We start from the raw sequence: 12,312 nt of genomic DNA, 5'->3' as shown, positions 1-12,312 counted from the left end.
TCCGGGAGGGCCGTCCTGCTCATGTGCGGACAACGAAAGATCCCGCCTCCCCGGAGGGAGGCGGGATCTTCGTCACGTGGAGCTAAGGAGAATTGAACTCCTGACCTCCTGCATGCCATGCAGGCGCTCTACCAACTGAGCTATAGCCCCTGGTGCCACGCGGTGCAACCGCCTGGTCTTCCGTCCCGCTCGGCGGGGCGAACAAGAAGAACTTTAGCCTGCGACCTGCCAGAAAGTGAAATCCGGGTCCCGGGGTGTCCCGGGGCCGGACGGGAGGGCGTTCAGTCGTCGTCGCCGAGCACCGGTTCGGGCAGGGTGCCGGCGTTGTGCTCGAGCAGCCGCCAGCCGCGGGCGCCCTCGCCGAGGACGGACCAGCAGCAGTTGGTGAGGCCGCCCAGGCTCTCCCAGTTGTGGGGCTGGAGACCCAGCAGCCAGCCGATGGTGGTGCGGATGGTGCCGCCGTGGCTGACCACGACGAGCGTGCCGTCCTCGGGGAGCTTCTCGGCGTGCCGCAGCACCACGGGGGCGGCGCGGTCGGCGACCTCGGTCTCCAGTTCGCCACCGCCGCGGCGCACGGGCTCACCGCGCTTCCAGGCGGCGTACTGGTCGCCGTACCTGGCGATGATCTCGTCGTGCGTCAGGCCCTGCCAGACGCCCGCGTAGGTCTCCCGCAGGGCCTCGTCGTGGGTGATCTCCAGGCCGGTGAGCGCGGCGAGTTCCGCGGCGGTGTCCGCGGCCCGCTTCAGGTCGGAGGCCACGATCGCGTCCGGCCCGAGACCGGCGAGCAGACGGGCGGACCGGCGGGCCTGGGCGACGCCGGTCTCGGTGAGTTCGACGTCGGTGGTGCCCTGGAAGCGGCGCTCCACGTTCCAGGAGGTCTGGCCGTGCCGCCAGAGGATGACGCGGCGGCCCCGGCGCCCGGACCCGCTCGCCTCACCGATGGCGCTCACCGCCATTCACCACCCGGCTCCGCGGCCTCCTCGGCCTCCCGCAGCCGGGCGTGCTCGGCCGCCTTGCCACGTGTGGCCCTGGCGTCCTCGGGGAGCTCCAGCTCGGGGCAGTCCTTCCACAGCCGCTCCAGGGCGTAGAAGACGCGCTCCTCGCTGTGCTGGACGTGGACGACGATGTCGACGTAGTCGAGCAGCACCCAGCGCGCCTCGCGGTCGCCCTCGCGGCGGACCGGCTTGGCGCCGAGCTCCTTGCTGAGCCGCTCCTCGATCTCGTCGACGATCGACTTGACCTGGCGGTCGTTGGGCGCGGACGCCAGCAGGAAGGCGTCGGTGATGGACAGCACGTCACTGACGTCGTAGGCGACGATGTCGTGCGCGAGCTTGTCGGCGGCCGCCTGCGCGGCGGTGTGGACGAGCTCGATGGAACGGTCGGTTGCGGTCACCACAAGGCTTTCGGTCGGCGGTCACTTGCCCTCAAGGGTCTCACGGACCGCCGGGCGCACCCCACGCCATGACGGGGTACGCCCTCGCCCTCCCGGCTACGACCCGGGGTCGTAGTCCTGGCCGAGCAGCACCGAGACGCGGGCGTTCGCCGAGACCTCGCCCTTGGTGACGGCGTCGGCGGGCAGCCCCAGGGTCTTGGCGACCTCGGTGGCGTTCTCCTTCTCGGCGGCGTCGGCGTAGACGACCTTCGACGCGGCCTCCACGGCGCCGGCCGCGCCGGCCTCCCGGAAGGTGAAGCCGCCGTTGAGGAGCACCACGCGGGCCTTCTCCGTGTGGTCCTTCACACCTGTGGCGTTGCGCACGGAGACGCTGACGGCGGCGTCCTCGTCGGGGCTCTTGGCGGTACCGCCGAGGACGTCCTTGACCACGCTGTCGCTCGCCTGCGCGCTGAGCGTGCCGTCGTCCTGCACGGGCAGCAGCGCGGTCCTGTGGTCGCCGCCCTTGGCGAGGTCGGAGAGCCGGGCGAGGAAGGCGCCCAGGTCCTTGTCGGTCAGGGGCGGCTCGATGATCTGCCCGAGGGTCTGGACGGTGGTCGTGGCGGCGTCCGGGTCGGAGGTCATCTTGCGCAGGACGCCGTGCAGGACCTGCCCGAACCTCTCCAGCTGGGCGTTCTGGTCCTCGCCGGGGGCGCGGTAGGTGGCGTAGGCGACGGCCGCCTTGCCGCTGAGGGTCTGGCTCCTGCCCTGGTTGACCAGGGGGGCCTCGCCCTTCCCGGCGTCCGGGTCGGGCACGTCGGTGTCGGTGTCGACCTCGATGTTGCCGACGAGGTCGACGAGGGTGAGCAGGAACGGGGTGTCCAGCCGCCAGGTGCCCTCGATGTCGGTGCCGAGGACGGTGTCGAGCGCGGTCCTGGTGCCCTCGGAGCCGTCGTCGTCGACCGACTTGGCGAGGGTGGTGGTGCTGCCGTCGTCGGCGGTGAGCGCCAGGGAGTTGGGCAGCAGGACGGTGGTGCCCTGCTTGGTGGTGGTGTTGTCGACGAGCAGCGCGGTGGCGGTGCCGCCGCTGGTGGTGTCGTGCAGGTGGACGACGAGCACGTCGCGCTTCTGGGCGCCCGCGGCCGTGGTGGTGCCCGTGCCGGAGCCGGAGCCGGACAGGCCGGGCAGCTTCCCGGCGTACCAGAGGTAGCCGACGCCGCCGGCGGCGACCAGGGCGAGCACCACGGCCAGGGCGACGATCCGGCTGCGGGCGCGCCGCCGGGCCTCCTCGCGCCGCTCGGTGCGGTTCTCGGTGAACTTGAGCCAGTCGATGACGTCCTCGGAGTCGCCGTCGGGCTCCTCGACGAAGGCGAACTGCTCGGTGCGGTAGTCCCGGCCGGGCTCGGCGGGGGCCCGACCGTCGCCGTCGCCGTCGCCGTCGTCGACCGGGCCGGCCTGCTGCGGGATGTGCGCGGTCTGCTCGGCGACCCGGGGCTGCTGCCCGGTGCCGCCCTGCGCGGCCTGCCCGTAGGGGTCGTAGGAGGGGGCGTAAGAGGTGTCGTAGGAGGTGTCGTAGGACGCGCTCCGGCCGCCCTGCTGGGCGCCGTAGGGGTCGTAGGAGGGGTCCTGCGGCTGCTGCGGAACCCCGGTCCCGGTTGCGGTTCCGTAGGGGTCGTACGGCTGCTGGTGTCCGCCCGTGCCGTACGGGTCGTACGGGTCGTAGCCGTATCCCTGCTGCTCCTGCTGCCCCTGCTGCTGGTAGGCGTCGTACTGCTGGGTCTGCTGGGTCTGCTGGGCCGTGGCCTGGCGGTAGACGGGTTGGCCGTACTCGTCGTAGCCGACGAGCTCGTACGGGGCGGCCCCGTCGGTTCCGTGTCCCGCGTCGTATCGGTCGTTCACCGGTGCCCCTCTCGGCTCACTCGCCGCGGTACAGCTCGCGCTTGTCGATGTAGCGCACGACTCCGTCCGGCACCAGATACCAGACGGGCTCCCCCTTGGCGACTCTCGCACGGCAGTCCGTCGAGGAGATGGCGAGGGCCGGGACCTCGACGAGCGAGACACCGCCCTCGGGGAGGCCGGCGTCGGTCAGATGGTGGCCGGGCCGGGTCACACCGATGAAGTGTGCCAGGGAGAACAGCTCCTCGCTGTCGCGCCAGGTGAGGATCTGGGCGAGGGCGTCGGCGCCGGTGATGAAGAACAGGTCCGTGTCCGGGTTGAGGGCGCGCAGGTCGCGCAGGGTGTCCACGGTGTAGGTGGGGCCGCCGCGGTCGATGTCGATGCGGCTCACCGAGAACTGCGGGTTCTCGGCGGTCGCGATGACCGTCATCAGATAGCGGTCCTCGGCCGCGGAGACCGCGCGGTGGCTCTTCTGCCACGGCTGGCCGGTGGGGACGAAGACGACCTCGTCGAGGTGGAACTGCGCGGCGACCTCGCTGGCCGCCACCAGGTGCCCGTGGTGGATCGGGTCGAAAGTGCCGCCCATGACGCCGAGACGGCGCTTGCCCCGCCCGGCCGGGTCACTGCCGGGGCCGGTAGGCGTGTCCTGCTCTCCCATGCGTGCAGACCCTACCGGCCCGGCCCGAGAGCCCCGGCGGGCAGGGCGGGCCCGCGGCGGGTTCAGCGGTCGCGGTTGAAGCGGGTGGTGATCCACAGCAGGAGCAGCAGGCCCAGCAGGGCGCCGCCGCCGGTGACGTAGGGGTTGAGGCTCTCGTGGTTGCCGCTGTGCTCTCCGCCCCCGGCGGCGAGGGTGACCAACTGGGCAGCGGTGCTGGGGAAGCTCATCTTCGGCAGGACCTATCGCGTGTGGGCGGGATAAAGACGTCGGCTCATGGTAAGCGGGCGCCCCGGCAGCGATCACGCCGACTCCGCCGTTGCGGGCGCGGGGCCGCTCACCGGGCAACCTTCCCGGTGCCTCAGTCGTCCTTCCGCCTGTAGCCGCGCGACAGGAACCACGCGGTGAGCACACAGCCCACCACCATCACGACCGGAACGAGACCCGGAGCAGGATCCCCGCCTCCTCGGCCGTACCGCCGTCCGCACTGCCCCGTCCACGGTGACTCCGCCTAGGCTGGGCAGCGCCGCGGGGCAGCGAAGGACCGCACAAGGGACCGCGACGGGTCACTCAGACGCACCTGGGGGAAACATGTCCGACGGCCATCCGCACAACGGACACGAGAGCGTGCCGGGCAGGCAGCGCAGGCGCTTCCCCGGGATCTCCTCGCGTGCGTACGAACATCCGGCCGACCGCTCCGCGCTGGTGGCGCTGCGCAGGCTGAGCGGTTTCGACACGGTCTTCAAGGCCCTGAGCGGCCTGCTGCCCGAGCGCAGTCTGCGGCTGCTGTTCCTGTCCGACTCGGTGCGGGTCTCCGACCGGCAGTTCGCGCACCTCCACGACATGCTGCGGGACGCCTGCCACATCCTGGACCTGGAGAAGGTCCCGCCGATGTACGTCAACCAGGACCCGAACCCGAACGCGATGTGCGTCGGCCTGGACGAGCCGATCATCGTGGTGACCACGGGCCTGGTGGAGCTGCTCGACGAGGAGGAGATGCGGGCGGTCGTCGGGCACGAGGTCGGGCACGCGCTGTCCGGGCACGCGGTGTACCGGACGATCCTGCTGTTCCTGACGTCGCTGGCGGTACGGGTCGCCTGGATCCCGCTGGGCAACTTCGCGATCATGGCGATCGTGACCGCGCTGCGCGAGTGGTTCCGCAAGTCGGAGCTGTCCGCGGACCGCGCGGGGCTGCTGGTCGGCCAGGACATCCAGGCGTCGATGCGCGGACTGATGAAGATCGCGGGCGGCGACCACCTGCACGAGATGAACGTGGACGCGTTCCTGGAGCAGGCCGACGAGTACGAGGCCGGGGGCGATCTGCGCGACTCCGTGCTGAAGATCCTCAACGTGCTGCCCCGCTCGCACCCGTTCACCACCGTGCGGGCGGCCGAGCTGAAGAAGTGGGCGGCGTCCCGGGACCACCAGCGGATCATGGACGGCCACTACCCGCGCCGCGACGAGGACAAGGACGCGTCGGTGCGGGAGTCGTGGCGGGAGTCGGCGAGCGGCTACGCCGATGAGGTGAGGACCTCCAAGGACCCGCTGATGAAGCTGGTCAACGACATCGCGGGCGGTGCCGGTGACCTGGGTGGCCGGGTCCGCCGCGGCTTCGGCGGCTTCACGTCCTCGGCGCCGCGGCCCCCGCGCGACCCCCGGGAGCCGGGAGAGCCGTCGGGCCGGGACGGCGGGGAACCGCCGCGCGACGGCGCGTGAGGCCCGCTCAGACGTCCGGCTGCGCGCCCTCGGCCAGGGAGCCGCACAGCGCGGGGGCGCTGCCGGTGGCGTAGGGATCGGTGCCGGCGGGGCCGCCCTCCTCGGCCGTCCGGCCGGCGAGCAGCGGGCGCAGCCGTCCGGCGGAGTCCTCCGCGCAGGACAGCGGTCCGGCCTGGACGTGGGCGACGGCGAGCTCGGCCTGGTGCAGGCGCAGGTCGTCGCGGTCGAAGCGGAAGTGCAGTTCGCGGCGGACGGTGAACAGCGACGCCGCCGCGTCCCGGCCCGCGCCGGCCGGCCGCAGGGCGTAGACGAAGGTGTGGTCGGTGGTGACCTCGAGGGTGGCGGAGTCGGTCTCGGCGGCCTGCATGGTGCCCCGGACCCGGATCCCGCGGTCGGCCAGTTCCACCCGGGCGGGGTCGAAGCGGACCAGCCACCCCGTGGGGGCGTGCCGTCCGTCGGCGGTGGGCCGGGTGAAGCTCCGGTCGAACTGGTCGAGCTGGCCGGAGTCGAGCAGCACCCGTACGGGGCGGGTCCGGCCGCCGGTGAGCACGCCCGGGTCGAGGGAGGACCGCACGAGGTAGTCCTTCGCGGTGATCAGCGCGCTCACGACCTGGCCGTCGGAGAAGTGCGCGGTGCGCCGCGCGGCGGGCAGCGTCACCCCTTCGGCGCCGGTACGGAACTGCGCCGCCGGACTGCGCGCGTACAGCCGTTCGACGTCGGTGTCGCCCGGCACCTCGTTCCGCGGGACGAGCGGGATGACGGTCATCCGCAGGGGCTCGGCGGGTTTCTCGGCGACGGGACTCCGGTAGGGGCTGCGCACGCCCATGTAGAGGGCGGTGCCGAAGGCCACCGCGATCAGGACGACCAGCGCCAGCGCCTGCCGGGACAGGCCCCGGCGCGGGGGCGGGCGGCGGCGTACGGCGGGCGCGTGGTCGGTGATGCGCTCCTGCGCGGAGTACTCCTGGAGTTGGGCAGCGCGGACGAAGGACTCGTCGAAGACGACGGACCTGTACTCGTCCTCTCCACCCCCGGGGACTCCCTCGGGCGTCCCCTCGGGTGGGTCCGAAGGCCCTCCCATGTCTTCAGGGTAGGTCCGGCGAAGGCCCGGTACACGCCCGCCCGCGCCACAACTTTTGGCAGGTACTCACCAAGCGGGTGGACGGTCTCAGGGGGAGCCGCGCGGGATCACCGGGACGGTCGGCCGGGAGTAGTCGGCCGACGCGGAGGGGGCCGCCGAACCGCCCTGTTCCAGGCCGGTCGAGGCGGGCGGCGGAACCTGCTCCTCGCGGTCGGGGGAGGCGCCCCGGTAGACGGCCGAGAAGGCGAGCGCGACCATGCCGACGCCCATCACCAGGGCGAGCAGCCAGGCGACGGGGCGGTGCCAGCGCGCCCGCCTGCCGTACGGGCCCGGGAAGCCGTAGTCGTCGTCCAGGGAGCCCGGCCCGTCGTCCGGGTCGTCGTGGCCGGGGCCGCCCCGGTGGCCGCCGTACCCGTCGTACCGCTCGCCGCGCGCAGGGGGGCGGTGGGCCTCGGCCTCGAAGGCCTCGGCCCTGGCCTGTGCGGCCGCCAGGAGGCGTTCGACCGCGGTCGGCTCGTGCACCTCGGCCGCGCGGACGAAGGCCTCGTCGAGGACCACGGAGGCGAACTCTTCGTCCGACACCCCGCGGTCGTGGTCGTCGTCGGGCTCCCAGCCGTCAGGGAACGGCGTGCCCCCCACGTCCTCCGGCACGGGTCCAGAGTAGACCTGGGGGGTCAATTTGGGCAGACGGTATGGAAATTCATCCGGCCGCCGGGACCGCCGCGCCGGCCCTCGCGCACCGTGTCCGGATCAGCTCCGTACGTGGCCGTCGCCGGTGACGATGTACTTCGTGCTGGTCAGCTCGGGCAGCCCCATCGGGCCCCGGGCGTGCAGCTTCTGCGTCGAGATGCCGATCTCGGCGCCGAAGCCGAACTGGCCGCCGTCGGTGAAACGGGTCGAGGCGTTCACCGCGACCGTGGTGGAGTCGACCAGCCGGGTGAACCGGCGCGCGGCCTGCTGCGAGGTGGTGACGATGGCCTCGGTGTGGCCGGAGGTCCACAGCCGGATGTGCTCCACGGCCCGGTCGAGGGAGTCGACGACGGCGGCGGCGATGTCGAGGGAGAGGTACTCGGTCTCCCAGTCCTCCGTGGTGGCCTCCACGACGGTGGCCCGGGAGTCCTTGCCGTACGCCATCACGCGTTCGTCGGCGTGCACGGTGACCCCCGCGTCGGCCAGGGCGTCCAGGGCGCGCGGCAGGAACTCGGCGGCGACGTCCTGGTGGACCAGCAGGGTCTCGGCGGCGTTGCAGACGCCGACCCGCTGGGCCTTGGAGTTGACCAGGATCTCCACCGCCATGTCGAGGTCGGCGGCCGCGTCGACGTAGACGTGGCAGTTGCCGGTGCCGGTCTCGATGACCGGGACGACCGACTCCTGGACGACCGTGTTGATCAGGGAGGCGCCGCCGCGCGGGATGAGCACGTCGACCAGGCCCCGGGCGCGCATCAGCTCGCGCACGCTGTCCCGGCTCTCACCGGGCACCAGCTGTACGGCGTCGGCGGGAAGCCCGGCGCCGTGCACGGCGTCCCGCAGCACCCGTACCAGCGCGGTGTTCGAACGATAGGCGGAGGAGGAGCCGCGCAGCAGCACCGCGTTCCCGGACTTCAGGCACAGGGCGGCGGCGTCGACCGTCACGTTCGGCCGGCCCTCGTAGATGATCCCGACGACGCCGAGCGGCACCCGGACCTGGCGCAGGTCGATGCCGTTGGGCAGCGTGGAGCCGCGGACGACCTCGCCGACCGGGTCGGGCAGCGCGGCCACGTCCCGCACGTCGGCGGCGATCGCGCGCACCCGCTCCGGGGTGAGCGTGAGCCGGTCGATCATTCCCTCGCCGACACCGGCCTCGCGGGCCCTGGCCACGTCCTGGGCGTTGGCCTCGACGATCTCGCCCGCGCGGGCCTCCAGCGCGTCCGCGATGGCGAGCAGTGCGTCGTCCTTGACGGCGCGCGGCAGCGGCGCGAGGGCGGCGGCGGCCCCCTTGGCCCGGTGGGCGGCCTGGCCGACCGGGGACATCGAGTCGTACGACGAGAGCGTGGTCATGTAGGGAAGGGTAGTGCGGGTGGCCGGGTACGTCGGCATTCGTCCCGAACCCCGAGACGGGGGGCTTTGTCCTAAAAGGGGTGCACTCCCATGGGGGTGGCCAGGACCGGTCCGTACCCCGCGGCGACGCGCTGGTGGTAGGTGGGCCGGTCGATGACCTCCAGGCCGACGATCTCCCAGGGCGGCAGGCCCGCGGTCTGCCGGTGCTCGCCCCACAGGCGCAGCGCCACGGCGGCCGCGTCGTGCAGGTCGCGGGCCTCCTCCCAGTAGCGGATCTCCGCGTGGTCGTCGGCGTAGCGGCTGGTCAGCAGGAAGGGATGGTCGTGGGCGAGTTGTTCCAGGGCCCGCCGGACCTCCGTGACCGGGGCCCGTACGCCGGAGACGCTGAGGGTGACGTGCCACAGGCGCGGGAGGTCGCGAGGTTCGCCGCCGGGGAACCGGCCCCCGGCCGGGACGCTGGTCAGGGAGCGCTCGTCGCCGGCCGCGCGGAAGCCGGTACCACCGCGGGACGACGTCGTCCCCGGGCGCACTCGTCTCACGACGGCCTCCTTCACGCGCGCGGACCCACCCGGTGGTCGGGCGGATGTGTCCTCGCCACAAAGTTGAGCAGGCCACCGGGGGATCGCGGGGCACTTTCGCGGAACGTCCACCACCGAGGGCGGAAGTTTCGGCGCATTACGGATGCAGGATCACCAGATCGTCCCTGTGTACGACCTCGCGTTCGTACTCCGGGCCGAGATCGCGGGCGAGTTCACGGGTCGAGCGGCCGATCAGGAGGGGGATCTCCCTGGCGTCGAAGTTGACCAGGCCGCGGGCCACCGCCCGCCCCTCGCGGTCCCGCAGCTCGACCGGGTCGCCCGCGCTGAACTCGCCCTCGACGCCCGCGATCCCGGCGGGCAGCAGCGACTTGCGGCCCTGGACGACCGCGCGCACCGCACCGTCGTCCAGGGTGAGCGAGCCCTGCGGGGTGGAGGCGTGCTGGAGCCACAGCAGGCGGTCGGCGGAGCGGCGGCCGGTGGGGTGGAAGTAGGTGCCGGTGTCACCGCCGGTGAGGGCGTCGGCCGCGTGGACCGCGCTGGTCAGCACCACCCGGATGCCGGCGGCGGCGGCGATCCGGGCGGCCTCGACCTTGGTCACCATGCCGCCGGTGCCGACGCCCGCCCTGCCCGCGCTGCCGATCTCCACGTGGGCGAGGTCCTCCGGGCCCCTGACCTCCGCTATCCGCGAGGTGCCGGGCCGGGCGGGGTCCCCGTCGTAGACGCCGTCCACGTCGGACAGCAGCACCAGCAGGTCGGCGTGGACCAGGTGGGCGACGAGGGCGGCGAGCCGGTCGTTGTCGCCGAAGCGGATCTCGTCGGTGGCGACGGTGTCGTTCTCGTTGACGACCGGGAAGGCACCCATCGCCAGCAGCTCGTCGAGGGTGCGGGAGGCGTTGCGGTGGTGGGCGCGGCGGCTCATGTCGTCGCTGGTCAGCAGCACCTGCCCGGCCCGGACGCCGTAGCGGGCGAAGGAGGCGGTGTAGCGGGCCATCAGCAGCCCCTGGCCGACGCTGGCGGCGGCCTGCTGCCGGGCGAGGTCCGTGGGGCGGCGGCGCAGGCCCAGCGGCGCGAGACCGGCGGCGATGGCACCGGAGGAGACGAGGACGATCTCCCGCTCGCCGCCGCTGCGCACCTTCGCGAGCACGTCCACGAGGGCGTCCACACGGTCGGCGTCCAGTCCGCCCGCCGCGGTGGTCAGCGACGAGGAGCCGACCTTGACGACGATCCTGCGCGCCTCGCCCACGGCCTGCCTTGCGCCTGCCACCCTGCCGCCCGTCCCCTCTCATCACGTCACGTCACGTCATGTCGTCGGTCGCCCGCCCCGTCAGGCAATCTACGCGAAGCGGGCCGGACGGCGCCCGGCGGTCCAGTCTCCGGACAGGTGCCGGGTGATTGTTCGAACACATACCGCATGCGGCCAAAAGGTTGTATTAATTGCCTATAGAAATTAAAGAACTGTGCAACTTAATGTGAACGTCTGAGTCATCTCAAGATCGTGAAGGGCGCCCTGTGAGACGCATCCTGCTTCGTTCGGGCAAGGACCCGTTCGATGTCGTACCCGTGGAAGAAGCCCTTCACCGGGACGTCATAGCCACCAACTCGGGCAACCTGATCTTCAGTGACGCCGCGCACAAGATCCTCACGGCCCGGGACACCGAGGTCGTCTCGAACGGCATACAGACGGACCTCACCGCGGCCGGGCGGATCAACGAGGAGTACGACGCGTTCGTGGTGCCCCTGGCCAACGCCTTCCGGCCGTCGTTCGAGGGCTCGCTGGAACGCCTGACCCGGCTGATCAAGAAGCTGAGGATCCCGGTCGTGGTGCTCGGCGTCGGCGCGCAGAGCGGGGTGTCGTACGACGCGGCGCGGCTGAAGGCCATGGAGCCGACCGTGCGCGCCTTCTGCTCGGCGGTGCTGGACCACAGCGCGACGATCGGCGTGCGCGGCGAGTTCACCGAGCGGTACCTCAACGAGATGGGCTTCAGGGACGTGGAGGTCATCGGCTGCCCGTCGATGTTCCTGCACGGCGACAAGCTCACCGTGGAGAAGAAGGCGCAGCGGCTGACCACCGAGTCGCGGATCGCCGTCAACGGCTCCCACTCGGCGATGCGCGGCGGCCTGCACGAGATCGTCGGCCGCACCCACGCGCGCTATCCGCACCTGCGCTACATCGGCCAGAACCTCACCGACGCCAAGCAGTTGCACTGGCGGGACGTGAACTCCCCGGCCGGCCGGGTCACGATGATGCCGACGCACCCGGACCACCCGATGTACCGGGAGGACAAGGTCCGCGTGTACATCGACCCGCAGACCTGGTTCGACGACCTGCGGGAGTTCGACTACTCCTTCGGTTCGCGCATCCACGGCAACATCGCCGCGCTGCTGGCGGGCACGCCCGCGACGGTGCTGACCTTCGACTCGCGCACGCTGGAGCTGTGCCGGTACTTCGAGATACCGCACCAGCAGCTGGACCGGACGCCCCCGGACACCGACCCGGCCGAGCTGTACGAGAAGGCCGACTTCAGCGCCCTGACCGGCAACCACCGTGAGCGTTTCGACCGGTTCACCGCGTTCCTCGACAAGAACGGGCTGCAGAACACCTTCACGCACGGCGACGGCGGCGCGGCGTTCGACGAGAAGCTCAGGTCCCTGTCCTTCCCCGCGGGCATCCGCCCCTGGATCGACAACGACCCCGCCTCGCTCACCGCGCGGTTCAGCTGGATGTACGGCCGCGTGTCCCAGCTGTCCGCGGACAACGCCAAGCTGAAGCGCGAGCTGGCCCGGGCCAGGTCCGGGACCAAGACCACCGTCAAGGCGGCCGCGCCGGCCGTGAAGTCCTCGGTCTACCGCCGTGCGCGGCGCGTGGTGGGCGGCCCGCTGCGGCGGGCGCTGCAGCCGGGGCGGCAGCCCTCGCCGAAGGGCAGCGGAGCCGTATAGCACGGCCCGTTCACTCCAGGGTCCGGACACGCGCGTGTCGTCCGGAGGTCGACGCGCGTTAACCCGGGCGCCCGTTCTGCGTCGA

The 12,312-nt window shown here is 72.2% G+C and carries 12 protein-coding genes and 1 tRNA gene; 2 read left to right on the top strand and 11 right to left on the bottom strand.

The window, feature by feature from the left end; translation table 11 throughout:
• Positions 1–77: 77 nt before the first annotated feature.
• From ACF07S_RS05535 to ACF07S_RS05510, 6 genes are all read right to left on the bottom strand, one after another.
• Positions 78–150 (bottom strand) — tRNA-Ala (locus ACF07S_RS05535).
• Between the two features lie 131 nt (positions 151–281).
• On the bottom strand, positions 282–956 hold the full coding sequence (locus tag ACF07S_RS05530; RefSeq protein WP_391973495.1) for a histidine phosphatase family protein: 675 nt from the start codon (positions 954–956) through the stop codon (positions 282–284).
• On the bottom strand, positions 947–1,393 hold the full coding sequence (gene rsfS / locus ACF07S_RS05525; protein WP_391962124.1) for a ribosome silencing factor: 447 nt from the start codon (positions 1,391–1,393) through the stop codon (positions 947–949). Before rsfS ends, ACF07S_RS05530 begins: the two co-directional genes overlap by 10 nt.
• A gap of 96 nt (positions 1,394–1,489) precedes the next feature.
• The gene (locus ACF07S_RS05520; RefSeq protein WP_391973494.1) at positions 1,490–3,268 is read right to left on the bottom strand and encodes a LytR C-terminal domain-containing protein; all 1,779 of its coding nucleotides are present in this window, start codon (positions 3,266–3,268) and stop codon (positions 1,490–1,492) included.
• 16 nt (positions 3,269–3,284) lie between these two features.
• Positions 3,285–3,923, bottom strand: coding sequence for a nicotinate-nucleotide adenylyltransferase (nadD, locus tag ACF07S_RS05515; protein ID WP_391962126.1), 639 nt, complete (start codon positions 3,921–3,923; stop codon positions 3,285–3,287).
• A gap of 62 nt (positions 3,924–3,985) precedes the next feature.
• Positions 3,986–4,150, bottom strand: coding sequence for a hypothetical protein (locus ACF07S_RS05510; protein WP_391962127.1), 165 nt, complete (start codon positions 4,148–4,150; stop codon positions 3,986–3,988).
• A gap of 361 nt (positions 4,151–4,511) precedes the next feature.
• Here ACF07S_RS05510 and ACF07S_RS05505 point away from each other — a divergent pair, with 361 nt between their 5' ends.
• Complete coding sequence (locus tag ACF07S_RS05505) at positions 4,512–5,636, top strand: M48 family metallopeptidase (protein ID WP_391962128.1); 1,125 nt, start codon at positions 4,512–4,514, stop codon at positions 5,634–5,636.
• A 7-nt stretch (positions 5,637–5,643) separates the two neighbouring features.
• Here the strand turns inward: ACF07S_RS05505 and ACF07S_RS05500 are convergent, their stop codons facing one another.
• From ACF07S_RS05500 to proB, 5 genes are all read right to left on the bottom strand, one after another.
• Complete coding sequence (locus ACF07S_RS05500; protein WP_391962129.1) at positions 5,644–6,714, bottom strand: hypothetical protein; 1,071 nt, start codon at positions 6,712–6,714, stop codon at positions 5,644–5,646.
• An 87-nt stretch (positions 6,715–6,801) separates the two neighbouring features.
• A complete protein-coding gene (locus ACF07S_RS05495) occupies positions 6,802–7,392 on the bottom strand; it encodes a hypothetical protein (protein ID WP_391962130.1) in 591 nt (196 codons plus the stop codon).
• 72 nt (positions 7,393–7,464) lie between these two features.
• Positions 7,465–8,751, bottom strand: coding sequence for a glutamate-5-semialdehyde dehydrogenase (locus tag ACF07S_RS05490; protein WP_391962131.1), 1,287 nt, complete (start codon positions 8,749–8,751; stop codon positions 7,465–7,467).
• A 71-nt stretch (positions 8,752–8,822) separates the two neighbouring features.
• Positions 8,823–9,281, bottom strand: a complete 459-nt coding sequence (locus ACF07S_RS05485) for a hypothetical protein (RefSeq protein ID WP_391973606.1) — start codon at positions 9,279–9,281, stop codon at positions 8,823–8,825.
• Positions 9,282–9,426: 145 nt separating this feature from the next.
• The gene (proB, locus tag ACF07S_RS05480) at positions 9,427–10,533 is read right to left on the bottom strand and encodes a glutamate 5-kinase (protein WP_391962476.1); all 1,107 of its coding nucleotides are present in this window, start codon (positions 10,531–10,533) and stop codon (positions 9,427–9,429) included.
• 266 nt (positions 10,534–10,799) lie between these two features.
• On the opposite strand from proB, the gene ACF07S_RS05475 reads away from it, so the two are divergent.
• Complete coding sequence (locus ACF07S_RS05475; RefSeq protein WP_391962132.1) at positions 10,800–12,227, top strand: polysaccharide pyruvyl transferase family protein; 1,428 nt, start codon at positions 10,800–10,802, stop codon at positions 12,225–12,227.
• Positions 12,228–12,312: the final 85 nt, after the last annotated feature.

It is taken from the genome of Streptomyces sp. NPDC016640, from assembly GCF_043076215.1.
Lineage (GTDB): Bacteria > Actinomycetota > Actinomycetes > Streptomycetales > Streptomycetaceae > Streptomyces.
Note: the sequence above shows the minus strand (reverse complement) of the source record. Positions and strands in the feature narration are given on the sequence as shown.

Coding starts and splice junctions, on each gene's coding strand:
- ACF07S_RS05530 (WP_391973495.1), bottom strand. CDS start 956: ATGGCGGTGAGCGCCATCGGTGAGGCGAGCGGGTCCGGGCGCCGGGGC.
- nadD (WP_391962126.1), bottom strand. CDS start 3,923: ATGGGAGAGCAGGACACGCCTACCGGCCCCGGCAGTGACCCGGCCGGG.
- ACF07S_RS05510 (WP_391962127.1), bottom strand. CDS start 4,150: ATGAGCTTCCCCAGCACCGCTGCCCAGTTGGTCACCCTCGCCGCCGGG.
- ACF07S_RS05505 (WP_391962128.1), top strand. CDS start 4,512: ATGTCCGACGGCCATCCGCACAACGGACACGAGAGCGTGCCGGGCAGG.
- ACF07S_RS05500 (WP_391962129.1), bottom strand. CDS start 6,714: ATGGGAGGGCCTTCGGACCCACCCGAGGGGACGCCCGAGGGAGTCCCC.
- ACF07S_RS05490 (WP_391962131.1), bottom strand. CDS start 8,751: ATGACCACGCTCTCGTCGTACGACTCGATGTCCCCGGTCGGCCAGGCC.